Below are 25,959 nucleotides of genomic sequence, written 5' to 3'. Positions count from 1 at the left end.
TTGAATAGAAGCACAAAGCTCCAAGTTTGCACGTCACCCCGCCTGACGCAAAACCCGTGTTAGCCACAGTTTTTATTTCCACCATTGTACATTTTCTTTTTGTCTTGCTTTTTGCGATTCAGGTTTGTCAGGGTCGTAAGAATACGCAAGCCTATAATTTTCCCAACCATTTTTTAAATATTTGTCGTCCACGCTAAACTCTCCAGCCCCAATGTCAAGGTCACCGCATTCTGGAATTCTGTAATCGCCCCAATTACATTTTTTTGAAGCATTCGTTTTATAACTTGTCCAACTGCCAACAAATTGATTTTTTGAAAAACCGTCCGCAACAAACATTAAAGCGTCATATCTAAATTGTCCTTTGCTGTCGATTAGAAATTCGCTTTTCAATTTACCTTTTATAAAGCCAGTCGAGGGTTGCTTTTTGTCCTCATAGAGAATTACGTCACATATTGCATAACCTTGTTTGTAAGTTGCTATGTCACCGTCTTTATAAACCCTTGCTTGTCTAACAGTAATTGTTCCTTGAAATGAACAGATTGTTTCTTTAACTTTTGTCTTGCCGTAAGCCAAATATTCGTATGGATTTGTCGGATTTTGGATGACTGAAACGAAATGAATAAAAAATCTTTGATAGTCGTCTCCTATGAAACCTAATATTTCTGCTCGTTTAAATTTTTCCTTTCCATCTTCTCGGTCTTCAGTTAAAATACTGTCTGCAGCTATTACTGTTGAAAGGTCGTAACTTTTGATTTTGTCAAAAAAGTCAGTTGTTGTCGTGTCTTGTGCATAGGTCTTACTGGACAGTAAAACTGTCAAAACGATTATAGTTATATGTCGAAGTGTTGTCGTCATAAAATTGGTGCTAACGTTATGAGGCTTGCTTTCAGTGGCGTTGCACCAACTCCAAACCATTACAAATATAACAAAAACATTCCATTCAGCAGCGGATTTTCCCTAGGAAAATCCGGAAGTAGCCATTGAAGCAAACCGCTGTTAGAGGCTGGCTTTTAATTTACCAATCCAAATTTTCCAGTTCTTTTATCCTGTCTGTCGTTTTTTTGATTGTGCAATCTATTTTCATTTTGTTTTCATATGGACCACCACCATTGTCTGGATCTTGACTTTGAAATTTACAATCTAAATCTCTGAATTTTATCCATGCTTTTTGAGCCTCAATTAGATTTTTTTTGTCAGTTTCTGAGAGTTTTTTTATGAGTTTATTGTACACAGAATTTAATTCTTTGTCTACTTTCTGATATTCTTTGTAGAGTTCATCTTCGCCATTTACAGATTGTGAAAAAGAGAAAGAAGAAAACATTAAGATTAAAATAGTTTTTTTCATTTTTAAAGCGAATGTTGTTTAAGCTTGCCACTAACGTTATGAGGCTTGTCTTCAATGCCTTTACACCAACACCAAGCCATTACAAATATAACAAAACATTCCATTCAGCAGCGGATTTTCCGTAGGAAAATCCGGAAGTAGCCATTGAAGCAAACCTCTGTTAGCAGTAGTTTTTAGTGTGAAAATTTTACTTCAAATAATTTTAACATTGATTCAACAGTTCTCTTGTCATTAATCATTGTAATATCTTTTATTTTGGATTTTAAATGATTTTCAAATACTTTTACAACTATTATTTTATTTTTTTCATCATAATATAAAGTCCAATTTTCCCATTCTTTTATTTTAGATTGTTTATAATCGATTATATATTCGTTTACAATATTTAAAAAATCATTTTCGGTATAACTTTCTAAATGTTTAAAATTTACAGATAATAGCGTGCTGTCTTTTTTTGAGAAATGGAAAAGCACTTGTTCTAAATCATTAACACTTTTTGTTTCTATAAATGATTCTTCAGAATCTAAAGGAGAATATTTTGATTGAATTTCTTTATAATTGACTTTAAATTGTGAAAATGAATTACAAGTAAAAACTAAAAATAAAATAACAATTTTTTTCATCTTTACGGTTTTTTTTAAAATTACTGCTAACGTTATGCGGCTTGCTCTCAGTGGCGTTGCACCAACACCAAGCCATTACAAATATAACAAAACATTCCATTCAGCAGCGGATTTTCCGTAGGAAAATCCGGAAGTAGCCATTGAAGCAAACCGCTGTTGTGTGCTGTTTTATTTTATAATTATGTACTTTTTTATATTCATCGACAAATTTCCGCAATCTTGGTTATCTTTTGTGTGACAATGGCAAGGTTTAAGGAAGTAGTAGTAATCATTTAAATAAAATGATTCAAACCCTAATTTTTCATTGACATAAATACAAGATTGAATCATATAATAGTTTAGAACTTCTTTATTAAAATTTGAATCAATATCTGATTTTTTGTAAACGAAATAATTAACTTCTTTTGTGTTACCTTTTGTATTTATAAAACTTACATAAAACTGCATCTCTTTCCCGAGGAAGATACTTTTTTCTTCTTCAATTTTTACAGTCCAATTTTCACAGTTAAATTTTTTCCAATCATTTTCTATAGATTGTGATAGACAATTTTCAATGCAAAATAAAGAGATAATTATTAAGTATATTTTCATTTTTTTAAGATAAATGTTCTTACTTCCAATGTTTTTCAAAAATAGCACACAACGTTATGCGGCTTGCTCTCAGTGGCGTTGCACCAACACCAAGCCATTACAAATATAACAAAACATTCCATTCAGCAGCGGATTTTCCGTAGGAAAATCCGGAAGTAGCCATTGAAGCAAACCGCTGTTGTGTGCTGTTTTATTTTATAATTATGTACTTTTTTATATTCATCGACAAATTTCCGCAATCTTGGTTATCTTTTGTGTGACAATGGCAAGGTTTAAGGAAGTAGTAGTAATCATTTAAATAAAATGATTCAAACCCTAATTTTTCATTGACATAAATACAAGATTGAATCATATAATAGTTTAGAACTTCTTTATTAAAATTTGAATCAATATCTGATTTTTTGTAAACGAAATAATTAACTTCTTTTGTGTTACCTTTTGTATTTATAAAACTTACATAAAACTGCATCTCTTTCCCGAGGAAGATACTTTTTTCTTCTTCAATTTTTACAGTCCAATTTTCACAGTTAAATTTTTTCCAATCATTTTCTATAGATTGTGATAGACAATTTTCAATGCAAAATAAAGAGATAATTATTAAGTATATTTTCATTTTTTTAAGATAAATGTTCTTACTTCCAATGTTTTTCAAAAATAGCACACAACGTTTCGCGGCTTCATGAAGTGGCGATGAACCAAGACCAAGCCTTCACAAATATAAACAAAACTTTTAATTAAAAACCTTTCCCATTTCTGATAAATCCCGTGCCTCGCCATTTCTTGAAACCGCTGTTGTACAACGTTTTTATTTTATTTTTTCCCAATCATTATTCAGTTTTGTTGTGTCAACATCAAATTCCTTAAAATATCTAAAAGGTCCAATATCATAAACCATATTTTCTTGATATATTTTTTTGTTGGTTTTCCAGTTTACCCTATATTGTTTGATTATTAATTCAAACTTATTTTTTTTATTGAAATATTTAATTTCAACGTTATGATATTGCGTTTGTGGATCTATTTTCATAGAATAGAGTAGGAAATTCAATAGAGCTATTAAAAAGGTTATAATGATTAATAATATGGAAATAAATTTTAAAACTTTGTTTTTAAGTAAGAGTGAATATTTCAATATTATGAAAAGAATGTAAAAACAATACAAATTAAAAAATATTCCAAATGCTCTATTATATTCAGGTTTATTAAATTCTAGTTTTGGAATGAAATAATTAATCGAGCAAACTATTAAGAAGAAGCTTAAAGAAATAATTGATAATATTTTAAATTTTTTTTCGATTTTGTTTGGTGTAAAATGTTGTACAACGTTTTGCGACTTCAAGAAGTGGCGATAAACCAAGACCAAGCCTTCACAAATATAAACAAAACTTTAAATTAAAAACCTTTCCGATTTCTGATAAATCCCGTGCCTCGCCATTTCTTGAAATCGTTGTTAGCCGTTCGGTTTTATTTTCTTAATTGATAGTATTTTTCAAAACCAATTTCAATTAAATACTCAGGTAAACTTGTTTTAGTTTTTGTAGATGAAACTATTTCAAGTTTTTCATTTTCTAATTTTCCTATTGTAGTTCTATAAACTATTTCTTTGATTGGGTTTTCAATAAATTCAATTTCAACAATATTTGGAATGTCTTTTTCTTTTTCATTTGTTATTTTTCCATCAGTAATGTATGCATATCGTTTTTCATTTGCGCCTAGATAATATTCTATTCGTATTGATGCGAGTTTTTTATGTTTTGGGATTTCTGAAAAAGGAATTTCAATTGAATTAGTATTGTTAAAACTCATTATTTTTTCTATGTTATCTTTTTTTGCATCATAGTCATAAACATATTCAACTTTGATGCTTCGATTTTTTAGTTCTGACTTTTTATCAGTTTTAAAATTTAATATATATCTTTTTACAGAATCTTTGCTAAAAGTAAATCTTGTATCATTTTCAGATACTTCATATTGACTTAAAAAAGTATAAATGTTCTTTTCTTTTTTCCATTTCCCTCTAATTTCGTTCCAAGTAAAACAACTTGAATATGGTCGACAATAAAAGCTAAAAGTTGAATCTGGCGCTATAGTTAAATCACAAAAAGAGAGTTCGTTTGAATCCCAACTATAATTTTTGTTGTAATATGCTTTTGCATCATTTTCATAGACAACTGGTTTCTCTTGAGCGAAAAGAAATTGTGTAAATAATATTAAAATTACTGCTTTTAAATTCATTTTTTTGTCGTTTTTTCTGCGTTTCGCCAAACTGACGGCTAACTAGTAAATATCATCAAATATATACAACTTTTTTAAATTTTTAAATTAATCATCCAGTTTTTTTTTACTATTTATATCGACCATGCGATCCAATGGACTCTGAATTTTATCTACTGCAGTTTTAGTTAAATGGGTATAAATGGTGGTGGTTTTTATACTTGAATGGCCTAAAAACTGCTGTATATATCGAATATCTGTGCCGTTTTCTAACAAATGGGTTGCAAAACTATGTCGCAACGTATGTACCGTGGCTTTTTTCTCTAAACCGCTTAATTTTAACGCATTGCGCATCACTTGTTGCACACTTCCAGTGCTGTATGGCTCACCAGCAAATTGTCCTTCAAAAACATAATGCTTCCCCTTATACAATTCTCTATATAATTGTAACGAGGTAACAATAGAGTAGGGCAACATCACCATCCGATCTTTTTTACCCTTCGCATTCTTAACATGTATTTTGTGTTCCTCAAATAAAATATCACTCCATCGCAAATTCACAATCTCACTCACACGCAAACCGGCACCATAACCTATTAATAATAAAAGCTTATGCTTCGGATTGTCTACCACCTTAAAAATCTGCAAACACTCTTCCATCGTCAATACAATAGGCAATTTCTTCTCCTTTTTAGGCCGTGGAAGCACAAAATTAAAATCACGCTTCCCTAAAACTTGCTGATAATAAAACTGTACACCATTCACCATGCTATGACCACTTGTAGCCGATAACCCACGCTCCATTAACGAACCTAAAAAACGTATAATAGCTTCTCTACTAACATGTTCTGGATCACGAAACTCAAAATAACGCAAAAACTGAATAAAAGCGCCACAATACGTGCGCAACGTTGAACTACTATAATTCAGAGCCAATAACGTATCAATCATACTACTCAAATAGTGCTGTGCTTGATGAGGAACTAAATCTAACAAACTCTTTTTCGTCATACTTAAGTCCAGTTGCTTCTTATTCGGTAAATGTCGCTTATCCAAATAATTTTTTGGTAACAAAGACGTTATCGAAATACCTGTAGATTCAAATTGATGATACAAAGAATCCATAATAACAGGAGCCGCCGGAAGCAAATAACACTGCTTACTCTTACTGTATCGCATCATCGAAAATCGCTTTAGTTTTTCATGAACCAGCACCATTTTAGGAACATAAACCTCCATCCAGGAAACCGATTCGGCATGAGGTAAAACCTTAATTGTACCCTTTAAAACAAAAGCATCCTTTACAAAATAATCAAGCCCAAAAAAGTCAGAAACGCCTAAAACACTTTCAACGTTGAGCTTTACAGCCTCATTCCTAAAAACCATATAGCTTTTATAATTCCCATTCCAATAAACCCCTTTAATCCGTAAAAGTTGTTTGCTAATTTCATGATGAAAATGCATTTTAAAAACCCAATATTTACCAATATTTGGCAACAACTGTAACTTCAATTGTGCTGAAGTTGTTTCTAATTGTTTATGTTCAGGATTACTCAAAGAAGAGCCTAACTGAAGTGCGCTTGAAGAAGCTATGGGTGAAAGGTCACGGTTCGTAGCACCGGTCACCATGGTAGATAATGAAGATTCAGTAACAACAACCAAATCAGGAAAATGAGAACGTAGCGAATGATAAGCAGCCTTCGAATAATCCAAATACCAACACCTTCTAGAACTGCTATAAACAGCACCTAAGCCTTTAATAATGGCAATAGTTTCAAAATCTTTTTCAAAAAACACCCCAATGCGATAAGCACCCCGGTGAAAAATCTTCTCAATTCGAATACGTGTCATGGCTAATACTATTTTAAATGGCTTATAAGGATACAAATATAAATAAATAATTATTTAATTGTATTTTCCATTTTATTAATTTGTTGTTAATCAGGGTATAAAATGTTTTTATCCATAGAATAAAACCATTTCCCCTAGGGCAATGCACTAATTCCCCTAGGGAAAATAGTTGATTGCCCTAGGGGAATTACCCAATTGCTGTACAGCAATTGAATTTAGTGTCCTTATAATTTGTATTTTTGTACTTATAAAATTAAAATAAGATGGCAATAGCTTTTAAAATGGTACCCAAACAAAACAATATTGTATCACCACCACAAACCAAATATTATCCTTGTGCGGTTAGCAGTGGAGCGGTTGATTTAGAATATATTGCAGAGGTTATATCAAGTCGAAGCACGGTTTCAGTAGCTGATTGCTACGGAGTTCTAATAGGAATGAGTCAGGTAATAGGCGAGGAGTTGTCTAAAGGTAACATCGTAAAAATCGATCGCTTAGGCACTTTTGCCCTAACGCTAAAAGGTAAAGGAACAGATGAACCTGAGCTATTAAACAAAAGCTCAATTTTAGGGGCAAAAATGCTGTTTAAACCGGCTCGTAATTTTAAAAAAGTATTGGAAAATCTAAAGTTCAAAAGATTGCGATAACAAAAAACCAGCGATAGGTTTAATTCTCGCTGGTTTTTGATGTGTTTTGAGACTTATTTTTTGCCTTTTCCCGTATTAAACTTAAAACGTTCCACTGGGTTTTCAGGTTTTGCTTTTTTGTCGGCAGGTTTTCCTTTACCAAAAGGTTTCTTTGCAGCAGTTGCTTTCGGTTTAAAAGGTTTTTTATCACCTTCCTTCGCATACGTTTTCTTTGGAGCCGATTCATCTTTATACACTTCTTTTAAAGGCACTTTTGCAGCTTTAATCGAATTTAATACGTCCATAGGTTGTTTCGGATCTTCTTTTGTACCGCGCAAATAAATCACTAAACCGTTTAAAAAATTACGCAATAATTGATCCCCACATTCCATAAAATTTGGATGGTCTTCGCTTCTAAATACATTAGCTAACTCCCCTTTAGAAACCCTAAAGTTTACCAGATTTAGTACTTCAATAATTTGGTCATCACGTAATTGCAACGCAACACGGAGTTTTTTAAAAATATCATTATTGTTCATTTATATCTTCATTAATTATTTAACATCAAGTTCAAGTTCAACAGCAATTGTTTTCGATTTATTCAAACGGAATCCCACTTTGTAGCAAATTCCTCTTTCATCAGAATGACAAAATCAACTCATAACTCATAACTCATAACTCATAACTCATAACTTTAAAAAAGCCAAAGGTACGCTTTTGCAAATTCTTTTGCCCATAATTTTTCATTATGTTTTCCTTCGGGTACCACCTTAGTACGTGTCAGATGCAAACAAGAACAGCGCGTGGTATTGACTAAATCAATCATGCGTTCCATATCGGCTACCATTGTTTCACTTTCATTGCCACCACACATAAAATAGAGTTTTGATTTCAGCTTTTTAGTATTTTCGCTTAAGGTATACACTTCAGGATTAATCCAAAATGCAGGCGAAAAAATAAGGGCTTTTCCAAACACTTTTGGATAGTGCAATACCGCATAATACGAAACCAATCCACCTAGCGAACTGCCACCAATGGCGGTATTATATTTTCCTGTTTTTGTTCTGTAATGACTATCTACATAGGGTTTTAAGGTCGTAACTATAAAATCTAAATACGCATTGGCATTGCCACCACCATGTTGTTCGTGTACATAAGGCGTAAGTTCATCAATACGTTTTTCATTGCCGTGTTCAATTCCGATGACAATTACATCGGCTTTCAAACTGTCTAAGGTTTCATCAATGCGCCATTCGCCAGCATACGCAGTTTTAGTATCAAATAAATTTTGACCATCGTGCATATAAATCACCGGAAATTTCTTGTTGCTAGTAGCATAATCCTCAGGTAAATACAGCCATATTTTTTTGGTAGTTTGCAGTTGAGGCGCTTCAAGCATAAAGAAAGAAACATTTTTTTGAGCATTACAAAAAGCAACTGTTAATAAAAAACAACAGCGAAATAGGAATAAATACATTTTCATTTTTATATTTGATACATCAACACGATATAAAATTAGTATTTTGATGGATAGTTACCAAGAAAAGATAGGTTTATTACAAGAAATGATTGCATTTGCACTGGTCGATGGCGAATTGCACGATAGAGAATATGATTTTTTAGAAATTGTAGCCAAAGAGTTAGAAATCGATAAAGAGACATTCTTGAAATTATTTGAAAATAGAAGCGAAACGGTTGTGATTAAAGACGAGTTCAATAGAATTTGTCAGTTTTATCGTTTGGCTTTGTTAATGCATTGCGATGGGGTGTTGCACGAAAGAGAACAAATCAAAATCAACGAAATAGGCATCAATATGGGATTGAATCCTTATGCCATGAAACGTGTTTTACAACTAATGAAAACTTCGCCTAATCGAATGGTACCAGGCGAAGTTTTGTTAGCTGTTTTTAGTGAACAACACAATTAATTAGCGGGAACTTCATCAAAATTTACCATCCAATTGATGCCAAATTTATCTGTAAACATGCCGAAATAAGCACCCCAAAATGTTTTTTCCATTGGCATGATGATCGTTCCACCAGCAGAAAGTCCGTTGAATAATTGGTCTGCTTTTTCTTTACTATCGGTATTGATTGAAACCGAAAAATTGTTCCCAAATGTAACATCACCACTAAATGAAGTGCTGTCGCTTCCCATTAAAATCGTTTCTTTACTAATTGGTAAACTCACATGCATAATGCGGTTTCCTTCCGCTTCAGTTGGAGGCGGACAATTTTCATCAGCAGGCATGTCTTTGAATCTACCCATATAAGTAAATTCGCCACCAAAAACCGATTTATAAAAATTAAAAGCCTCTTCAGTAGTACCATTAAAGGTAAGATAAACGTTTACTGTTGTCATGATTTCTTAATTTATGTGTTTTTTAAAATTGTCCAGAATTGCTTGCCAACCATCACGTTGTAACGCAATGGAATGGACATTTTCTGGTTCAAAGATTTCCGTGAGAATTACCTTGTCGTCTAAAACATCAAATTTTACAACTACTTTTCTGCCATCAGCAATTTTATACACTATTTTTTTATGTGTTTCAATGGCTTCATAAGTGCCTTCAAAGTCAAATGCAACAGGTTCATCTTTTGAAGCCATTGTATAGTTGAATGTTCCGCCTACTTGCAAATTATTTTTTGCTGCTGGACAATGCCAATCATCTGAAGCAAAATTCCATTTCGTAATGTGTTCAGGTTGGGTAAAAAAGTGCCAAACTTGTTCAACAGTTGCTTCGATAGCGGTGCGAACGGTAATTGATTTTACAGTTGGATTTTCGGCAATAGCCTTAATGTTTTCTAATGCTTTAGGGAAAGAACCTTCAAAAAAAGCACTATATTGTTCTAATGCATCTACTGAAACCGTTAAAGTCGTTATTTCATTTTTTTCGGTCAATGTATAACGTTCTTCGCAACCTGTCCATTGTTTGGTTTCGTCGTCAAGCGGCAATTCTTTTAAATTATCAATGTTGCCAATGTGGGCAAAAACCATCGATTCAAACGGCTTGTTCTCACTAATTTTAGAATACATTCCTCCACCAGATGGGGATAAAAAGTGAATTTTGCTTCCTTCTTCCCAACTCGAAATAGCATACGAGCCCTCACAAAAAGCAGTCGTCCAATTTTCGTAGTTTTCGTCGTCCCAAAGGGAATACCAAACTTTTTCTTTTGGTGCTTTGATAGATATAGTAAATGCTAATTTTTTCATTTGTAGTAAGTATTAAATGAAAATTAAAGTTACGTTTTTTTTAAATACGATTAGCGACCAAATTGGGATTCATTCGCTTTAATATAGTCCACAATTAAAGTGACCACATCTTCTTCGCTTTCATTAGTAAAGAAGAGTTCGTCTAAATCTTCCCAACCCGAAAGTATTTCTTCCTCAGCTTTTGCAATTAAAGCCTGACGTTCTTCTAGATCTACGGTATAAGTTTTAGGGAAAATTTTTACAGCATTAGCAATTAATTCAGCCGTTTTTGGCGCCTTAATTTCTTGATACGAAGTAATAATTTCTTCCACAAAATTCCCAGATTCTGAAGTAAAAAAGAAATGAAGTCCGCCTTCGCCCATTGCACCTTCAAAGATATCGATAAAAACAAATACTTTTTCTTCGTCCGTTAAGGCCGAAAAATCTTCAGTAGCTTCTTTCTTTTCCCAAATTAAAGAACCAATTGCTTCAATGATGGCTACTTCGTCTTCTAATTTTAATATGTTGTTAATTGTGTTCATTGTTTCTTGATTAACGTTTTTATATTCTTGTCATTCTGAACTTGTTTCAGAATATCATTTTATTTGACTAAGAAGCTGACCCGAGCTTTGCGAATTAACGAAGAAAACGAGTGCAGCATGACAAAATTAGAGAAAATTACAATTTGTCTTGTAATGCTTTTATATCATCACGTAGTTTGGCGGCTTGCATAAAGTCTAATTCTTTAGCAGCTTTTTCCATCATTTTGCGTAAATCTCTAATTTTTTTCTCTAATTCAGGTTTTGATAAATATAAGCTTTCTGGTTCGGCAGCTTTTAAGGCTTCTTTTTCAAAATAGCCTGTGGAAACCGAATTGCCACTTAAAGCGCTTCCTAAACTCTTGTTCAATGCTTTTGGTGCTAAACCGTGTTTGGTATTATAATTGGTTTGTTTTTCTCTTCGGTACGTAGTTTCATCAATGGTTTTTTGCATGGAAGCCGTAATTTTATCGGCATACATAATTGCTTTTCCATTTACATTACGAGCAGCACGACCTACAGTTTGTGTTAATGAACGATGGCTACGTAAAAAGCCTTCTTTATCAGCATCTAAAATGGCAACTAACGAAACTTCGGGTAAATCCAAACCTTCTCTTAATAAGTTGACACCAATTAACACGTCAAATATTCCTTTTCGTAAATCTTGCATAATTTCTACACGCTCTAACGTATCCACATCGGAGTGAATATAACGACAACGAATAGCTACTTTGGTTAAGTATTTAGCCAGTTCTTCTGCCATACGCTTGGTTAAAGTGGTTACTAAAACGCGTTCGTCTGCTTCACATCGCAACTGAATTTCTTCTATTAAATCGTCAATTTGATTGGCACTTGGTCTAACTTCAATAATGGGGTCAAGCAATCCAGTTGGACGAATCACTTGTTCCACATAAACCCCTTCCGATTTTTGCAATTCATAATCTGCAGGTGTTGCTGAAACATAAACCACTTGATTTTGCAAGGCTTCAAATTCTTCAAATTTCAACGGACGATTGTCCATTGCCGCAGGTAATCTAAAACCATATTCAACCAAGTTTTCTTTACGACTTCTATCACCACCATACATGGCATGTACTTGTGAAATGGTAACATGACTTTCATCCACCACCATTAAAAAATCATCTGGAAAATAATCCAACAAACAGAATGGGCGAGTGCCGGGTTCACGACCATCAAGGTAGCGAGAATAGTTTTCAATTCCAGAGCAATACCCTAATTCGCGAATCATTTCTAAATCGAAATTCGTGCGTTCTTCTAATCGTTTGGCTTCTAAATGTTTGCCAATTTCTTTGAAATAATCCACTTGTTTTACCAAATCTTGTTGGATGGCCCAAATGGCATTTTGCAACACATCAGGCGAAGTTACAAACATGTTGGCAGGATAAACCGTTAGTTTTTCATAACGTTCTAAAACCTGAGCTGTTCGTGCATCAAACGCTTCAATTTCTTCAATTTCATCGCCAAAAAAGTGTATTCTAAACGGTTCATCGCCATAACTTGGAAAAATTTCTACAATGTCACCTTTGATTCTGAAATTCCCAGGATTAAAATCGGCTTCGGTTCTCGAATATAAACTTTGAACCAATTGATGCAATAATTTTGTACGAGAGATTTGTTGGCCAGTTTCTAAATTCACTACATTTTTCTGAAACTCAACCGGATTTCCAATACCATACAAACAAGAAACCGAAGAAATTACAATGATATCTCTACGACCTGAAAGTAGGGCAGAAGTGGTACTTAAACGTAATTTTTCTAATTCTTCATTAATGGATAAATCTTTCTCGATATACGTTCCAGTTACAGGAATAAAAGCTTCAGGCTGATAATAATCGTAATAGGAAACAAAATATTGCACCGAATTATTAGGGAAAAACTGTTTAAATTCGGAATATAATTGAGCGGCTAGCGTTTTGTTATGTGCTAAAACTAAAGTCGGTTTTTGTACTTCTTGTACCACATTGGCAACAGTAAAGGTCTTTCCAGAACCTGTAACCCCTAATAAAGTTTGGTATTTTTCACCATTGATAATGCCTTTTGAAAGTTTTTCAATAGCTTGAGGTTGGTCACCTGTTGGTTTATAATCAGATACGACTTGGAATTTCATTTAAAGCTTTAATTTTGAAGGGTTTTGTCTGTTTTCCCATACGGCTAAAACAACAATATGTTCTTGAAAAATCTCGTAGAAAAGGTAATGGTTATCAATTAATAAGCCTCTAACTCCAATTTTATTTGTTTTTTTACCGATTTCAGGTTGTTTAAGCAATAGTTTAATTTCATTTTGAATTTTTCTATGCAATTTAAGAGAATAGGTTTTACTTTTATTACGATAGTTGTAAAATTCATAAAGGTTTTTTAAATCAATTTTTGCTTTTGAAGACCAAACAATTATTCTTTCAGCCATTTTTCCATTTCTTCATTTAGAACATTATTGTTCTCAAAATTTCCTGAAAGATATTCATTTTTTGATGCTTCTAAGCTGTCTTTTTGCTCCTTGGATAGTGCTATGATTTGGTCTGTTTTAGATTCAATTAAAATTGTTAATGCCTCCAAAAACTTCTTATCGTTTATGTGGTCAATTTTAAATTTTAGAATATTTTTTAGTTCCAATGTATTCATAGCAAAACATTTTTACGAAGATACAAAAAAAAGTTAGTCCCAACATTCCATCAATAGCAAATCACCTTCAATGTGTTGTATTGAAACAATGCCATCTTCTGTTACATGATTACTACTTCCGGTACGATAACCAATAGTTAGTTCTTCATTATTAAGTGGATAAAATAAGTTTTTTGTAGAAATTCCACTCACTTTTCCAATCGGAATTAATGATATAACAGTATTAGCAGTATACCATTTATCATATTTATTGGGCAATAAAAACACTTTAGAGTGATCGTCAATAATTACAATTTTTAACTGATTGCGATAGGCTACTATATTGGTAATATTGGTAATCGTATGATCGGCACGTTTTCCGGTTGCCCAAATTACATTTACGGCTTTATGTCCTTTTTCGATGAGGTAATCAAAAGCTTTTTCTAAATCAGTTTTATCTTGATTGGGCGTGTAAACAATTTCTAGCGGATATTGTTGTGTTAAATAATAATCCGGATTGAAACCTCTGTCAAAATCGCCTAATAAAACATCAACTTTAATACCCAATTCCAGCACCCGTTCAATTGCCGAATCTAAAACAATTACTAATGGAGACCATTCTAATAATTGTCCCATTAATTCTTCACTACATGATGCGCCGTTAGCAATAATTAAAGCGGGTTCTTGGTCATCTCTGACGATGTGATGTGAAGACATTTTTTTTAGGTTTTAGGTTTCCTCTTGAGTTTGGTTTTTGAGCTTGAATTTGTTTTCGAATTTGTAAAATTACTGAACTTCGTATTCGATTGCATCAATTTCACTCAAAAAAAAGTAGCCCAACGGAAAATCTTCCGCATTGGTTTCGTTAACAACATTTCCTCTAATCGTTGCGGGTGGTGTTGCAAATGGATTTCCAGAACCACTTCCTGCAATGGTTACCAATTTATTCATGTAATTGTAATACCCAATTGATACGCCTTGAACGCTTAATCCTAAAGTAATTCCAGGTTCGGTTTCACTACTTCCATAAAAGCCAAACATTAAATTTCCTTGAAAAAACTCATCACTTACAACGCCAAATTCAGGAATTTGTTTATTTGGATTAACCACGCCTAAAAGGTAATAATTGTCTTCTGCACCATTATCTTGGAAAAAATATTTTATTTCAATTTCGTCTTCACCACTAATTCCTTGCACCGTTTCTTGTGTTATATTTACAATTTCTGGAGTAGCATACAATTTACTCGAAGCGCTATACAATTGCCCTTCATACTGAATTGTTAAAGCATAAGTTTCATCAATTGCAGGTAAAAAATTGGAACAGACATATTCCCCAGAATTGGGAACAGCTTCCAAAAAGTCAAATGTAGTACCACCGCTGTTGATTACTGTTACAATAGCACCCGAAGCTGGTAATATGTCATTTGTATAAAAATCGTTTGTTAGACTTAGTTTTATGGTTTGAACTTCACCAGTAGTTCCTTTTTGCCATTTGATAATTGCATCGATTACTAATTTTGGTGCAGCATTATTCAAATCAACATCAACTACTTTTTCGCAACTTGAAAAAAGAAGTGTAAGGAATAAAAAAGCAATATATTTTTTCATCAGATTAAAATTTAAAATTATAAGATACCGAAGGAACAATTCCGAAAATAGAGAGTTTTACTGCTTCATTGTTTCCTGTTTCTGAATTTTGTCTAAAATTAATAGAAGCCGCATTGTATCTACTATACAAGTTATAAATTCCAAATACCCATTCGCGTTTGTATTTGTGTTTTTCTTTGTGTTTTGGTGTCAAAGTTGCCGAAATATCCAAACGGTGATAAGCGGGTAATCGGTCATCATTTCGTGAATTATAACTTGGAACAGTTACACCTTGAAAGACATATTTACCTGTAGGAAAAGTTACTGGTTGCCCAGTTTGTAAAGTAAAGTTAGCGCCAAAAGTCCATTTTTGATTCAATTTATAACTCCCTGTTACGGCTAAATTATGCGTTTTGTCATAAGCTGAACGGTACCAATCACCATTGTTAATTCCAATTTCTGTGGGAGTTCTTCCTGGTGTTTGTTGTTCAGAACGCGATAAGGTATATGCTACCCAACCGTTAAAATCACCCGAGTTTTTTCGGAATAAAACTTCCAAACCATACGAACGCATTCTTCCATTTAAAATGACTTGTTCGATGGCTTCATTCGCAATTAAGTCGGCGCCATCAATATAATCGATACGGTTTTTAACTTTTTTATAATAACTCTCAACTTCTAGCGAATAGTCTCCCTTTTGGAAATTTCTAAAATAACCGATGGCAACTTGGTCGGCAATTTGTGGTTTGATGTAATTGTCACTAGGGGTCCAAACGTCTAATGGCGTTGGAGAAGCAGTATTTGAAACCAATTGCATATATTGTGTCATGCGATTATAGCTGGCTTTAACCGATTGATTATCATTAATTTCGTAAGCAACGGTTAATCGCGGTTCAAAGTTAGAATAATCGGCAATGGTTTTGTTTTTTCCGAAATATTTTGTTGCAATTGGGGTTCCTTTTTCATAAATCTTCAATTCTTCATCATACACAACAGCCTGATTATTTTCATAATAATTTATGGTAGAACTTCCCAATCTGTAAAAAGAACTGTAACGAAATCCATAAGAAACATTTAGTTTTTTAGAAAGTGTTTGTTCCATTTCTGCATAAATTCCAGTTTCAAGTGCAAACTTTTTATCCAATTGTTTGTAATTGATTGACGAAGCCTCATTTAATGGATTGATCGTCCCTGGATTTAAGTCGTAATAATTTAAATTGGTACCAAAATTCAGTTTCATTTTATCCGAAAGATAGTATTTGAAATCATATTTGATGTTGTAATTTTTAATGCCGGATTCCCAATTAAATCCGATAAAATCTAAATCTAAACCATAATAGTAATCGCTATAAATCAACGAAAGATTTGAAAAAAGTTTATCAGAAAACAAGTGATTCCATCTCAAATTAATAGTTGAGTTTCCATAGGTGTTGGTGAAAGATTCACTCAAAGAAAAAATATCTCTTCCAAAATATCCCGATAAATACAGATTGTTATTGTTGTTAATTTTGTAGTTGATTTTGGTATTCAAATCATAGAAATAAGCTACATTTTCATTGTCTGTAAATTTTAAAAATAGGTGCGCATATGAACCTCTTCCGGCAACAATAAATGAACTTTTGTCTTTTACAATAGGACCTTCTGCTAATAATCTACTCGAAATAAGCCCAATTCCACCATTCATGCTGAATTTATTGCTATTTCCATCTTTTTGATAAATATCTAGTACCGAAGAAGCCCTTCCGCCAAATCGAGAAGGAATTCCGCCTTTGTATAATGACAAATCTTTGATAGCATCAGGATTAAAAACAGAAAATAAGCCAAAAACATGCGAAGTATTATACAATGTAGCTTCGTCTAAAAGTACTAAGTTTTGATCGGCACCTCCACCACGCACATTAAATCCCGATTGTCCTTCACCTGCATTGGTAACACCTGGCAAAAATAAAAGCGATTTGATAATGTCAACTTCACCTAGTAAAACGGGCATTTGTTTAATGGTGTTAATGGACAATTTTGTAACACTCATTTCGGGTTTTTTAATTTTAGTTTTATAAGCGTTTTCAACTAAAATTACTTCATCTAATTCTGTGCTCGTTTCTAAAAGGCTGAAATTTTTCTTCATACTTTGATTCAAGTCCAATTTTTCAATGACAGAGCCATAGCCTAAGTAATCGGTTTGAACGGTGTAGGTTCCTTTAGGAATGGTTAGTGAATAGAAACCATATTCGTTGGTAAATGTACCTACTTTTAATTCGCTAATATAAACAGTAACGCCAATTAAAGTTTCGTTATTTTTTCCATCAGAAACAACACCGCTAAGCGTTATTTTTTCTTGCGAATAGCTAAAAATGGTAAAAAATATAAAAATTGAGTAAAGTTTGAATTTTAAAATCATTTCAGCATAGTTTTTGATGTACAAATTTCAGCATTAAATTTAGTTAAAGTTTAAAACAAATGTTAATTTGTGATTAAATACTGATAAAAATTTTAATTTTACTATCTAAGAAAATAAACCCAATGAATTTTAGAATCATTTTCCTTATACTATGTTGTACAGTTCAATTGAGTTGGGCGCAAAAAGATACCCCTTTTAAAACTTCAAAACTAAAACTGAATTGGGACGAACCAGCCGCAGTGGAACCAGCTTCAACTTCATCAGGTTTGCAATATAAAAGTATTTTAGAAAAAGATGATTCCTATTTAAAACGCTATTCTATTCTTAAAAAAGACGAACAGAAAACAAGTGTTTTAGAGCAAAAAACAGATTTTAAAAACCCAGGTGATGAATTTAAGAAAAAATTAAACAAAGAAATCAATGAGGGTAGTAAGGTGGATGTTTTCTTTGGAAAATTTGTTGTAAATACGCCTACATTAATTATAAAAACTAGAGATCATATGGATCCTGATGGTGATAAAGTTAGGATTATAGTAGATGATGTTGTAGTAGTTTTAGTAGTTAATTTGGAAAGTACTTTTAAAACACACACTGTAGATTTGAAAGAAGGGGATAATTTATTGGATATTTTGGCTTTGAATCAAGGTTTATCTGGTCCCAATACTGCGACTTTTGCACTATATGATGGAAATAACAATTTGATTACGACAAACGATTGGAACTTGAATACGGGTTTAGCGGCTAAATTTTTAATTGAGTATAAAAAACCACTTGAAGAAAAAAAATAAAGCAACCAAATGGTTGCTTTATTTTTACAATTCTATCTAAATTAATTTAGCTTGGCTAAAATAGTATTTAAAGTTGTGCTCGGACGCATTGCTTTTTCTGTTAATTCAAAACTTGGGTGATAATAACCTCCAATATTTTGAGGCTTACCTTGTGCAGCAATTAACTCTTCATTAATTTTTGCTTCGTTAGCAGTAAGTTCTGTTGCGATAGGAGTGAAGATGGCTTTTAATTCAGCATCTTTATCTTGAGCAGCAAGCGCTTGTGACCAATATAATGCAATGTAAAAATGTGAACCTCTATTGTCCAATTGACCAATTTTTCTTGCTGGAGATTTATCGTTTGCTAAGAATTTTTCAGTAGCTTCATCTAACGTTTCAGATAAAACCATTGCTTTTGCGTTGTTTAACGTTTGGCCTAAGTGTTCTAATGAAACACCTAAAGCTAAGATTTCCCCTAAGGAATCCCAACGTAAATAGCCTTCTTCGATAAACTGTTCTACGTGTTTTGGCGCAGAACCACCAGCACCAGTTTCAAACAAACCACCACCATTCATTAAAGGAACAATTGATAGCATTTTAGCCGAAGTTCCTAATTCTAATATTGGGAATAAATCTGTTAAATAGTCACGTAAAACATTTCCTGTTACAGATATAGTGTCCAAACCAGCTTTCAAACGCTCTAAAGTAAATTGTGTAGCATCAACAATATTTAAAATTCGGATGTCTAAGCCAGTAGTGTCGAAATTTTTCAGGTAAGCTTGTACTTTTTTATTAACTTCTCTATCGTGAGCACGGTTTTCGTCTAACCAAAAAACGGCTGGAGTATTAGATAATCTTGCTCTGTTTACGGCTAGTTTAACCCAGTCTAAAATTGGAGCATCTTTCACCTGACACATTCTGAAGATATCGCCTGCTTCTACTTTTTGTTCCATGAATACATGACCGTTACCATCAGTAACTTTTACGGTTCCATTTTCAGCCATTTGAAATGTTTTGTCATGTGAACCATATTCTTCTGCTTTTTGAGCCATCAAACCTACGTTTGGTACGCTTCCCATGGTTTTTGGGTCAAAAGCTCCGTTTTTCTTACAGAAATCAATGGTAGCAACATATAAACCAGCATAACATCTGTCTGGAATTAATGCTTTTGTATCTTGCAAAGCACCCTCTTTGTTCCACATTTTACCTGAAGTTCTAATAAAAGCAGGAACAGAAGCATCTACAATAACATCAGAAGGGATTTGGAAATTTGTAATGCCTTTTTCAGAATTTACCATTGCCACAGCAGGACCATTTGCAAAAGCTTCGTTTAAAGCAGCTTCTACTTCGGTTTGCATAGGATGTCCTGCAATTTTTGCATAAACATCACCTAATCCGTTTTTAGTATCAATGTTTAATTCGTTAAATAAAGCTGCATATTTAGTAAATACATCCGCAAAGAAAACATCTACAATAGCGCTAAAGATGATAGGGTCAGAAACCTTCATCATGGTAGCTTTCAAGTGAACAGATAATAATAATCCTTTTGCTTTTGCATCTGCAATTTCTTTAGCAGCATAGTTTTTTAAAGCTTTTAAACTCATTACTGAAGTATCAATAATTTCGCCTGCTTTTAAAGGAGAAGCAGCTTTTAAAATGGTTGAAGTTCCATTTTCTGCAACAAACTCGATTACAAATTGAGAAGCTTCTGCAATAGTAACCGATTGTTCACTTCCATAGAAATCTCCTTCGGTCATGTGTGCTACTTCCGTTTTTGATTCTGACGACCAAGCACCCATTGAATGAGGATTATTTTTTGCGTAGTTTTTAACTGCTTTTGGAGCTCTACGATCTGAATTTCCTTCACGTAGTACAGGATTCACTGCAGAGCCTAATACTTTAGCATATTTAGCTTTAATGTTTTTTTCTTCTTCTGTTGTAGCTTCTTCTGGGAAGTTAGGAATGGTATACCCTTGCGATTGCAATTCAGCAATTACTTCTTTTAATTGAGGTACAGATGCCGAAATATTAGGTAATTTGATAATGTTTGCTTCTGGAGTAGTAGCTAATTGTCCTAATTCAGATAAAGCGTCTCCAATTTTTTGATCTTCTTTTAAAAACTCTGGAAAGTTTGATAAAATTCTACCCGCTAATGAAATATCTCTTGTTTCTATAGCAATGTTTGCGGGTTTTGTAAAGGCTTTTACAATAGGTAAAAACGAATGTGTTGCCAACATTGGCGCTTCATCCGTAATAGTATACATTATTTTAGATTGATTGGACATGAATGTTATGTGTTTGTTTGAATATAATTTGTAAAATCTGCCAAATATAGGAAATTTGAAAGAAATAATTTAGGATATACGCTTAAATCTTGCATAAAGTTCAATAAAAAAAGCCACAACAATGTTGCGGCTTTTTATACTTGAGAACGTACAAATTAGTTTTTGTATCTTCTTTCTTTAATTTTTGCTTTTTTACCTGTAAGGTCTCTAAAGTAGTAGATACGAGCTCTACGAACTTTACCTCTTTGGTTCACTTCAACTTTTTGTAAAGCTGGTAAGTTTACTGGGAAGATACGCTCAACACCAACAGAACCTGACATTTTACGAATGGTAAAAGTTTCAGTTGCTCCAGTACCTCTTCTTTGGATTACAACTCCTTTGAAGAACTGAGTTCTAGTTTTTTCACCCTCTTTAATTTCGTAGTATACAGTGATAGTATCACCAGCTCCGAAAGCAGGGAAATCTTTTTTTGCAACAAATTCGCTATTCACGAAATCAACTAAATTTGACATAGTCTTAATAATAAATGTTTGATTCAAAGCAACATACACGTCCATCGCCAGAGGTTGATTCAAAGTGGGTGCAAAATTACAAATTTATTTTATATATACAACTTTTTTATCAGTTTTTAGTCTTAGTTTTCAGAACTATTTTTAAATTAAATAGCGACTGACAACTGCGACTGAACACTGAATACTGAACGCTGCGACTAATCCTCCAGCAAATCAGGTCTTCTGTTTTTGGTATGCTCATACGCCATATCTTCACGCCATTTTTCAATTTTAGCGAAATTTCCACTTAATAAAACTTCGGGTACTTTTAATCCGTTATAGTCGGCTGGACGAGTGTAAATGGGAGGTGACAATAAATTATCTTGAAAGCTATCGGTCAATGCCGAAGTTTCATCACTCAATACACCCGGAATCAATCGGATAATGGCATCGCAAAACACAATAGCACCAATTTCGCCACCGCTCAATACATAATCTCCAATTGAAATTTCTCGGGTAATGTGCATATCACGTACTCTTTGGTCTACCCCTTTATAATGACCACACAAAATCAATATATTTTCATACATCGAAATCGAGTTGGCCATTTTTTGGTTTAAGGTTTCTCCATCCGGCGTCATATAAATAATTTCGTCGTAGGTTCTTTCGTTTTTTAGTTTTGAAATACAGGCGTCAATGGGTTGTACAGACATCACCATTCCGGCACCGCCACCAAACTGATAATCGTCTACACTTCTTTGTTTGTTTGTAGTGTAATCTCTTAAATTGTGAAAATGAACTTCGACCAAACCTTTTTCAATGGCACGTTTCATAATGGAAGCTTCAAACGGACTTCGCATTAATTCGGGTAAAACTGTAATAATATCAATTCGCATGATGCAAAGATAGTAGATTATTTTTTAGTTGCCGAAAGTGAATACACCATTGGAATTTTGTTTTCCAAATGTTTAATTCGGAATTTATTGGATTCAAATTCTTCAGTTTGATTGAAACAATTGTATGGAGAATAATCAAATTCGTTATAACAATTTAATTCCAAATTGTTTGTAATCAACGCATTTAAAAGTTCTGAAGTGGGGTGATTCCAAGTAACCGTTTGTGCTGCAATTTCTGCATATCGATCGGCATATGTGCCCGATTCATCTTCAACAATTTCTTCAGTATTGAAATAATTATAAAACACTTCTTTGAAATCGTTATCAAACATCCAAACTACTGGATGAAAATCGGCCATGACAAATTTTCCACCGGGTTTTAAAAAATGCGAGATGACCTTAGCCCATTTGTCTAAATTTGGAAACCAACCAATCGTACCATAACTGGTAAAAACAATATCAAATTTTTCATCTAAATGATTGGGTGCGTCATAAATATCACAGCAAACAAAAGTAGCATCTAAATTTAATTTTTTATTGATTTCTCTAGCTCTATCAATGGCTTTGTCTGATAAATCGACACCAGTAGCTTTCGCACCCATTCTCGAAAAAGTCATGGTGTCTTGACCAAAATGACATTGTAAATGTAAAATCTTTTTTCCTTTTACGTCACCAAGTAACTCTAATTCTATAGCATTTAAGGTTGATTTTCCGTTCAGAAAACCTTCCATATCATAAAAATCAGAGTCAATGTGTACATCGACTTTGTTGTTCCAAGTTTCTTTATTGATGTTGATATAATCTTTAGCTTCCATAGTATTCAAATAAGTATATCAAATCTACTATTTATTTTGTAATTTTGCATCTTTAAATTAAAAATCAAAACAATGGAAAACGGAATATACGCTAAATTTAACACGGCTAAAGGTGTTATTTTAGTAAAATTAACACACGATTTAACGCCAGGAACAGTGGGTAACTTCGTAGGATTAGCAGAAGGTCAATTAGAAAATTCGGCACGTCCAATGGGAAAACCTTATTATGACGGATTAAAATTTCACCGTGTAATTCCTGATTTTATGATACAAGGTGGTTGTCCTCAAGGGCAAGGAACAGGTGGTCCTGGTTATAACTTTGACGATGAGTTTCACCCCAATTTAAAACATGACAAACCAGGCGTTTTGTCTATGGCTAACGCTGGACCTGGAACGAATGGTTCTCAATTTTTTATTACACATGTTCCTACGAATTGGTTAGATGGAAAACACACTGTTTTTGGACATGTAGTAGAAGGACAAGATGTAGTAGACGCTGTTGCTGGTGATGATGCTTTAGAAAGTATTGAAATCATTAGAGTAGGAGAAGAAGCTCAAAAATGGAACGCAGTAGAAGCTTTCAGAACTTTTGAAGGTTCTAGAGAGAAAAGAATTGCAGAACAAAAAAAAATGGCAGAGGAAGCTTTGGAAAAATTAGCCGCTGGTTTTCAAAAGACTGATAGTGGTTTGCGTTACCAAATTATCCAAAAAGGGAATGGTACACAAGCTGAAAAAGGTAAAAAAGTATCAGTGCATTATCAAGGCGCATTAGAAAACGGACAAGTTTTTGATTCTTCATACAAAAGAAAGCAACCAATCGATTTCCAATTAGGCGTTGGACAAGTAATTGAAGGTTGGGACGAAGGTATTGCTTTGTTAAAAGTAGGAGATAAAGCCCGTTTTGTGATTCCTTCTTATTTAGGATATGGCTCTAGAGGTGCTGGAGGAGTAATTCCACCTGATGCTACTTTAGTATTTGATGTAGAATTGATGGATGTAAAGTAATTTGTTTCCTATTCAAAATAAAAAAAGGGCAGTCTAGATTTTAGATTGCCCTTTTTTAATTCAAATTGAAAGCGTTAGTTTTTCTTTAAAAAACTTTCCGCATATTTTTTACCATCTTCCGTTTCAATAGCTAAGATGTATAAACCTTCTGATAAGTCAGAAACATCGATATTTCCGTTAGTTAATTTTCCTTTTTTAACTACTTTTCCTAAAGTTGAAATAATTGATATATCCTTAATGTTTAACATTTCAGTATTAGAAATACTTAATGTAGTAGCCGTTGGATTAGGATATAAAATGATTTTTGAGTTGCTATTTTCCGCAAGACTCAAAGGACTTGAACCTTCGATAATTGTTAATGAACTATTGATAGATGGGTTATTGATAACATCTACGGTTCCTGAAGGCCATAAAATAACAACTTGAGTAATTGCAGTTGCAGTTCCAATACCAAAGTGAACATTTAATGAACTCATATTTCTAAATCCTTCACCGCTTCGAACATCTCTAATTTGTTTTCCCCAAGGTCCATAAATTTCTACTCTAGCTCCAATTCCATTTCTATTGCTTTGTATGCCTTGTAGATTGAATTTTATCCAATTATTAGTATTTCCATTACTATAAAAAATGGTTGAACCACTTTGAATATCTACAAAACCATCATTATTAAAATCGCCTACAGGACCTGGAGTAAAACCAATAGTAAAAGGAGTAAAAGTCATGTCACCATTGTTTCTCATAATTTTATTTCCACCTCCCATAACGTCTGCAAATCCATCATTGTCAAAATCATACGTAATGTGTTCAATATTTAAACTAGTATTTGTATCCCAACCTGAACCCGCAGTAATATCTGTAAAAGTACCATTGCCATTATTTCGCATTAATTTATGCGTTCCGTCAGCTGTAGAACTAGCACCAACTAGTGCATCCATATCACCATCATTATCAAAATCATTCCATGCAGATGACCAAGTTTGAACAGGGTCAGCCATATTAGAAATTACCGAAACATCTGTAAAAACACCACTTCCGTTATTTTGGTGTAGCTCATTTACTTTAGCCGTTGAAGCACCACCTCTACATTTTGCAATGAATAAATCTTGGTCTCCGTCGTTATCATAATCTACCCAAACAGAGCCATAATTTCCTCCTTCAGCGTGATCTCCCAAACCACCTTGATAAAATGTTAAGTTGCCAGTGCCATCATTTAAATAATATACATTTGGATCCACATCATGACAAACAAAAACATCTAATTGGCCGTCATTATTGATGTCCACCATATTAGACCGTTGTGAAAAAACATATTGCGAACCTGAAACTTCTGTAAATCCTGTACCCGTTGCATTGGCTTTCATAAAAGTAACACCACTACCACCGCCGTATACCAAATCATTAAATCCATTTTTGTCTATATCACCAGCCGCAATACTCCAAGATGGTAGAAAATCAGCCGCAGTTGTTGTTATTGTGCTATTAGTAAAACCACCAGAAGCTTGTTGATAATGAATTTGAACATTAGTTGAAGAAACAGCCACAATATCGTCTAAATAGTCTCCATTCATATCCACAGCACAATTTGTATATGCTCCCGAAATTGTTGGGACAACCTGTGCTGTAAAACTTACAGGAGTTGGTATTGGTGGAGTGTATGTGTTTTCAATTAGTTCAAATGTAAATCCGGCGGCACTCCATTTATTGTCAAAAGCAATGTAATAAGTAGTTCCAGCCATCGCAGAAAAAGTAGCTATTGATAAATATCCATTTCCAATCGTTCCACTATCGTCATCTCCATCATGACAAATTAGCGCTCCACAAGTTCCAGAATAGACATTAAAGTTAGTGTCTCCACCAGAGTTAATGGCTAAATCAGTTGTAATAGTTACGGTATAATTAATACTAGGGGTGTAGCTATACCATTCAGAAAAAGGAGTAGTTTGTGTATTAACGTTTCCGTCACAAGCTAATGTTGATGCAGTTCCGTCTAAAGTACCAACTACATGTAAGCCAGCGGAAACGTTTACTGCTGTTCCACAGGTATTTTGAGCAAAAGAAAAACTTCCAAGAAGAATTCCTATTAAAAGTAATGTTTTTTTCATAAAAAAAGCGTT

Annotated in this window: 28 protein-coding genes; 4 read left to right on the top strand and 24 right to left on the bottom strand. The window is 33.5% G+C overall.

Translation table 11 applies throughout. The features are described 5' to 3' along the window. Window positions 1-72 precede the first annotated feature (72 nt). The 8 genes from OLM52_RS05650 to OLM52_RS05615 form a co-directional block, all read right to left on the bottom strand. Window positions 73-819 (bottom strand): hypothetical protein, encoded by a 747-nt coding sequence (locus OLM52_RS05650; protein WP_264550163.1) that lies wholly within the window; start codon window positions 817-819, stop codon window positions 73-75. Between the two features lie 196 nt (window positions 820-1,015). Further along, the gene (locus tag OLM52_RS05645; RefSeq protein WP_264550162.1) at window positions 1,016-1,345 is read right to left on the bottom strand and encodes a lysozyme inhibitor LprI family protein; all 330 of its coding nucleotides are present in this window, start codon (window positions 1,343-1,345) and stop codon (window positions 1,016-1,018) included. A gap of 173 nt (window positions 1,346-1,518) precedes the next feature. Continuing rightward, the gene (locus OLM52_RS05640) at window positions 1,519-1,968 is read right to left on the bottom strand and encodes a hypothetical protein (protein WP_264550161.1); all 450 of its coding nucleotides are present in this window, start codon (window positions 1,966-1,968) and stop codon (window positions 1,519-1,521) included. 168 nt (window positions 1,969-2,136) lie between these two features. Continuing rightward, window positions 2,137-2,559, bottom strand: a complete 423-nt coding sequence (locus tag OLM52_RS05635) for a hypothetical protein (protein WP_264550160.1) — start codon at window positions 2,557-2,559, stop codon at window positions 2,137-2,139. Window positions 2,560-2,749: 190 nt separating this feature from the next. After that, window positions 2,750-3,172 carry a hypothetical protein gene (locus OLM52_RS05630; protein ID WP_264550160.1) on the bottom strand — a complete coding sequence of 141 codons (423 nt, stop codon included), beginning with the start codon at window positions 3,170-3,172 and terminating at the stop codon, window positions 2,750-2,752. 192 nt (window positions 3,173-3,364) lie between these two features. Beyond that, entirely contained in the window at window positions 3,365-3,586 is a 222-nt protein-coding gene (locus tag OLM52_RS05625; RefSeq protein ID WP_264550159.1) for a hypothetical protein, read from the bottom strand. Between the two features lie 437 nt (window positions 3,587-4,023). After that, window positions 4,024-4,794 carry a hypothetical protein gene (locus OLM52_RS05620; protein ID WP_264550158.1) on the bottom strand — a complete coding sequence of 257 codons (771 nt, stop codon included), beginning with the start codon at window positions 4,792-4,794 and terminating at the stop codon, window positions 4,024-4,026. Window positions 4,795-4,881: 87 nt separating this feature from the next. Then, window positions 4,882-6,624: a tyrosine-type recombinase/integrase gene (locus OLM52_RS05615; RefSeq protein ID WP_264550157.1), complete on the bottom strand. Its 1,743-nt coding sequence runs from the start codon at window positions 6,622-6,624 to the stop codon at window positions 4,882-4,884. 263 nt (window positions 6,625-6,887) lie between these two features. Here OLM52_RS05615 and OLM52_RS05610 point away from each other — a divergent pair, with 263 nt between their 5' ends. Further along, entirely contained in the window at window positions 6,888-7,271 is a 384-nt protein-coding gene (locus tag OLM52_RS05610) for an HU family DNA-binding protein (RefSeq protein ID WP_264550156.1), read from the top strand. A gap of 53 nt (window positions 7,272-7,324) precedes the next feature. On the opposite strand, the gene OLM52_RS05605 is transcribed toward OLM52_RS05610, so the two are convergent. Further along, window positions 7,325-7,789 (bottom strand): DUF1456 family protein, encoded by a 465-nt coding sequence (locus OLM52_RS05605; protein ID WP_264550155.1) that lies wholly within the window; start codon window positions 7,787-7,789, stop codon window positions 7,325-7,327. A gap of 155 nt (window positions 7,790-7,944) precedes the next feature. Further along, window positions 7,945-8,649, bottom strand: coding sequence for an alpha/beta hydrolase (locus OLM52_RS05600; RefSeq protein WP_264550154.1), 705 nt, complete (start codon window positions 8,647-8,649; stop codon window positions 7,945-7,947). Window positions 8,650-8,776: 127 nt separating this feature from the next. On the opposite strand from OLM52_RS05600, the gene OLM52_RS05595 reads away from it, so the two are divergent. Continuing rightward, window positions 8,777-9,178 (top strand): TerB family tellurite resistance protein, encoded by a 402-nt coding sequence (locus OLM52_RS05595; protein ID WP_264550153.1) that lies wholly within the window; start codon window positions 8,777-8,779, stop codon window positions 9,176-9,178. Here OLM52_RS05595 and OLM52_RS05590 read toward each other — a convergent pair. From OLM52_RS05590 to OLM52_RS05550, 9 genes are all read right to left on the bottom strand, one after another. After that, window positions 9,175-9,612, bottom strand: a complete 438-nt coding sequence (locus tag OLM52_RS05590) for a VOC family protein (RefSeq protein ID WP_264550152.1) — start codon at window positions 9,610-9,612, stop codon at window positions 9,175-9,177. The genes OLM52_RS05595 and OLM52_RS05590 overlap by 4 nt on opposite strands. A 6-nt stretch (window positions 9,613-9,618) precedes the next feature. Next, window positions 9,619-10,464 carry an SRPBCC domain-containing protein gene (locus OLM52_RS05585; RefSeq protein WP_264550151.1) on the bottom strand — a complete coding sequence of 282 codons (846 nt, stop codon included), beginning with the start codon at window positions 10,462-10,464 and terminating at the stop codon, window positions 9,619-9,621. Between the two features lie 50 nt (window positions 10,465-10,514). Beyond that, on the bottom strand, window positions 10,515-10,985 hold the full coding sequence (locus tag OLM52_RS05580) for a DMP19 family protein (protein ID WP_264550150.1): 471 nt from the start codon (window positions 10,983-10,985) through the stop codon (window positions 10,515-10,517). A gap of 136 nt (window positions 10,986-11,121) precedes the next feature. Next, window positions 11,122-13,110, bottom strand: a complete 1,989-nt coding sequence (gene uvrB / locus OLM52_RS05575) for an excinuclease ABC subunit UvrB (RefSeq protein ID WP_264550149.1) — start codon at window positions 13,108-13,110, stop codon at window positions 11,122-11,124. Further along, entirely contained in the window at window positions 13,111-13,407 is a 297-nt protein-coding gene (locus OLM52_RS05570; protein WP_264550148.1) for a type II toxin-antitoxin system RelE/ParE family toxin, read from the bottom strand. It lies immediately after the preceding gene. Further along, window positions 13,392-13,622 carry a hypothetical protein gene (locus OLM52_RS05565; RefSeq protein WP_264550147.1) on the bottom strand — a complete coding sequence of 77 codons (231 nt, stop codon included), beginning with the start codon at window positions 13,620-13,622 and terminating at the stop codon, window positions 13,392-13,394. Before OLM52_RS05565 ends, OLM52_RS05570 begins: the two co-directional genes overlap by 16 nt. 33 nt (window positions 13,623-13,655) lie before the next feature. Continuing rightward, window positions 13,656-14,318: a thiamine diphosphokinase gene (locus tag OLM52_RS05560; RefSeq protein WP_264550146.1), complete on the bottom strand. Its 663-nt coding sequence runs from the start codon at window positions 14,316-14,318 to the stop codon at window positions 13,656-13,658. Window positions 14,319-14,387: 69 nt separating this feature from the next. Next, window positions 14,388-15,209: a DUF4249 domain-containing protein gene (locus tag OLM52_RS05555; protein ID WP_264550145.1), complete on the bottom strand. Its 822-nt coding sequence runs from the start codon at window positions 15,207-15,209 to the stop codon at window positions 14,388-14,390. Between the two features lie 4 nt (window positions 15,210-15,213). Next, entirely contained in the window at window positions 15,214-17,586 is a 2,373-nt protein-coding gene (locus tag OLM52_RS05550; RefSeq protein WP_264550144.1) for a TonB-dependent receptor, read from the bottom strand. Between the two features lie 122 nt (window positions 17,587-17,708). Here OLM52_RS05550 and OLM52_RS05545 point away from each other — a divergent pair, with 122 nt between their 5' ends. After that, window positions 17,709-18,374, top strand: coding sequence for a hypothetical protein (locus OLM52_RS05545; RefSeq protein WP_264550143.1), 666 nt, complete (start codon window positions 17,709-17,711; stop codon window positions 18,372-18,374). A 41-nt stretch (window positions 18,375-18,415) separates the two neighbouring features. Here the strand turns inward: OLM52_RS05545 and OLM52_RS05540 are convergent, their stop codons facing one another. The 4 genes from OLM52_RS05540 to OLM52_RS05525 all read right to left on the bottom strand — a co-directional run bounded on the left by OLM52_RS05540 (window position 18,416) and on the right by OLM52_RS05525 (window position 22,840). Next, the gene (locus OLM52_RS05540) at window positions 18,416-20,638 is read right to left on the bottom strand and encodes an NADP-dependent isocitrate dehydrogenase (protein WP_264550142.1); all 2,223 of its coding nucleotides are present in this window, start codon (window positions 20,636-20,638) and stop codon (window positions 18,416-18,418) included. Between the two features lie 155 nt (window positions 20,639-20,793). Then, complete coding sequence (gene rplS, locus OLM52_RS05535) at window positions 20,794-21,150, bottom strand: 50S ribosomal protein L19 (RefSeq protein WP_264550141.1); 357 nt, start codon at window positions 21,148-21,150, stop codon at window positions 20,794-20,796. Between the two features lie 197 nt (window positions 21,151-21,347). After that, window positions 21,348-22,025 carry a tRNA (guanosine(37)-N1)-methyltransferase TrmD gene (gene trmD, locus OLM52_RS05530; RefSeq protein WP_264550140.1) on the bottom strand — a complete coding sequence of 226 codons (678 nt, stop codon included), beginning with the start codon at window positions 22,023-22,025 and terminating at the stop codon, window positions 21,348-21,350. Window positions 22,026-22,042: 17 nt separating this feature from the next. Next, window positions 22,043-22,840, bottom strand: a complete 798-nt coding sequence (locus tag OLM52_RS05525; RefSeq protein ID WP_264550139.1) for a class I SAM-dependent methyltransferase — start codon at window positions 22,838-22,840, stop codon at window positions 22,043-22,045. Window positions 22,841-22,912: 72 nt separating this feature from the next. Between OLM52_RS05525 and OLM52_RS05520 the strand changes: the two genes are divergently transcribed. Then, a complete protein-coding gene (locus tag OLM52_RS05520; protein WP_264550138.1) occupies window positions 22,913-23,845 on the top strand; it encodes a peptidylprolyl isomerase in 933 nt (310 codons plus the stop codon). A 74-nt stretch (window positions 23,846-23,919) separates the two neighbouring features. On the opposite strand, the gene OLM52_RS05515 is transcribed toward OLM52_RS05520, so the two are convergent. Next, window positions 23,920-25,947 (bottom strand): FG-GAP-like repeat-containing protein, encoded by a 2,028-nt coding sequence (locus OLM52_RS05515; protein ID WP_264550137.1) that lies wholly within the window; start codon window positions 25,945-25,947, stop codon window positions 23,920-23,922. Window positions 25,948-25,959: the final 12 nt, after the last annotated feature.

This window comes from Flavobacterium sp. N2820 (assembly GCF_025947285.1).
GTDB lineage: Bacteria > Bacteroidota > Bacteroidia > Flavobacteriales > Flavobacteriaceae > Flavobacterium.
This window is presented reverse-complemented; position numbering and strand designations above follow the sequence as displayed.

What these genes read in the sequence shown, in the direction of transcription:
- OLM52_RS05645 (WP_264550162.1), bottom strand. Translation starts at nt 1,345, where the DNA reads ATGAAAAAAACTATTTTAATCTTAATGTTTTCTTCTTTCTCTTTTTCA.
- OLM52_RS05640 (WP_264550161.1), bottom strand. Translation starts at nt 1,968, where the DNA reads ATGAAAAAAATTGTTATTTTATTTTTAGTTTTTACTTGTAATTCATTT.
- OLM52_RS05635 (WP_264550160.1), bottom strand. Translation starts at nt 2,559, where the DNA reads ATGAAAATATACTTAATAATTATCTCTTTATTTTGCATTGAAAATTGT.
- OLM52_RS05630 (WP_264550160.1), bottom strand. Translation starts at nt 3,172, where the DNA reads ATGAAAATATACTTAATAATTATCTCTTTATTTTGCATTGAAAATTGT.
- OLM52_RS05625 (WP_264550159.1), bottom strand. Translation starts at nt 3,586, where the DNA reads ATGAAAATAGATCCACAAACGCAATATCATAACGTTGAAATTAAATAT.
- OLM52_RS05620 (WP_264550158.1), bottom strand. Translation starts at nt 4,794, where the DNA reads ATGAATTTAAAAGCAGTAATTTTAATATTATTTACACAATTTCTTTTC.
- OLM52_RS05615 (WP_264550157.1), bottom strand. Translation starts at nt 6,624, where the DNA reads ATGACACGTATTCGAATTGAGAAGATTTTTCACCGGGGTGCTTATCGC.
- OLM52_RS05610 (WP_264550156.1), top strand. Translation starts at nt 6,888, where the DNA reads ATGGCAATAGCTTTTAAAATGGTACCCAAACAAAACAATATTGTATCA.
- OLM52_RS05605 (WP_264550155.1), bottom strand. Translation starts at nt 7,789, where the DNA reads ATGAACAATAATGATATTTTTAAAAAACTCCGTGTTGCGTTGCAATTA.
- OLM52_RS05600 (WP_264550154.1), bottom strand. Translation starts at nt 8,649, where the DNA reads ATGCTTGAAGCGCCTCAACTGCAAACTACCAAAAAAATATGGCTGTAT.
- OLM52_RS05595 (WP_264550153.1), top strand. Translation starts at nt 8,777, where the DNA reads ATGGATAGTTACCAAGAAAAGATAGGTTTATTACAAGAAATGATTGCA.
- OLM52_RS05590 (WP_264550152.1), bottom strand. Translation starts at nt 9,612, where the DNA reads ATGACAACAGTAAACGTTTATCTTACCTTTAATGGTACTACTGAAGAG.
- OLM52_RS05585 (WP_264550151.1), bottom strand. Translation starts at nt 10,464, where the DNA reads ATGAAAAAATTAGCATTTACTATATCTATCAAAGCACCAAAAGAAAAA.
- OLM52_RS05580 (WP_264550150.1), bottom strand. Translation starts at nt 10,985, where the DNA reads ATGAACACAATTAACAACATATTAAAATTAGAAGACGAAGTAGCCATC.
- uvrB (WP_264550149.1), bottom strand. Translation starts at nt 13,110, where the DNA reads ATGAAATTCCAAGTCGTATCTGATTATAAACCAACAGGTGACCAACCT.
- OLM52_RS05570 (WP_264550148.1), bottom strand. Translation starts at nt 13,407, where the DNA reads ATGGCTGAAAGAATAATTGTTTGGTCTTCAAAAGCAAAAATTGATTTA.
- OLM52_RS05565 (WP_264550147.1), bottom strand. Translation starts at nt 13,622, where the DNA reads ATGAATACATTGGAACTAAAAAATATTCTAAAATTTAAAATTGACCAC.
- OLM52_RS05560 (WP_264550146.1), bottom strand. Translation starts at nt 14,318, where the DNA reads ATGTCTTCACATCACATCGTCAGAGATGACCAAGAACCCGCTTTAATT.
- OLM52_RS05555 (WP_264550145.1), bottom strand. Translation starts at nt 15,209, where the DNA reads ATGAAAAAATATATTGCTTTTTTATTCCTTACACTTCTTTTTTCAAGT.
- OLM52_RS05550 (WP_264550144.1), bottom strand. Translation starts at nt 17,586, where the DNA reads ATGATTTTAAAATTCAAACTTTACTCAATTTTTATATTTTTTACCATT.
- OLM52_RS05545 (WP_264550143.1), top strand. Translation starts at nt 17,709, where the DNA reads ATGAATTTTAGAATCATTTTCCTTATACTATGTTGTACAGTTCAATTG.
- OLM52_RS05540 (WP_264550142.1), bottom strand. Translation starts at nt 20,638, where the DNA reads ATGTCCAATCAATCTAAAATAATGTATACTATTACGGATGAAGCGCCA.
- rplS (WP_264550141.1), bottom strand. Translation starts at nt 21,150, where the DNA reads ATGTCAAATTTAGTTGATTTCGTGAATAGCGAATTTGTTGCAAAAAAA.
- trmD (WP_264550140.1), bottom strand. Translation starts at nt 22,025, where the DNA reads ATGCGAATTGATATTATTACAGTTTTACCCGAATTAATGCGAAGTCCG.
- OLM52_RS05525 (WP_264550139.1), bottom strand. Translation starts at nt 22,840, where the DNA reads ATGGAAGCTAAAGATTATATCAACATCAATAAAGAAACTTGGAACAAC.
- OLM52_RS05520 (WP_264550138.1), top strand. Translation starts at nt 22,913, where the DNA reads ATGGAAAACGGAATATACGCTAAATTTAACACGGCTAAAGGTGTTATT.
- OLM52_RS05515 (WP_264550137.1), bottom strand. Translation starts at nt 25,947, where the DNA reads ATGAAAAAAACATTACTTTTAATAGGAATTCTTCTTGGAAGTTTTTCT.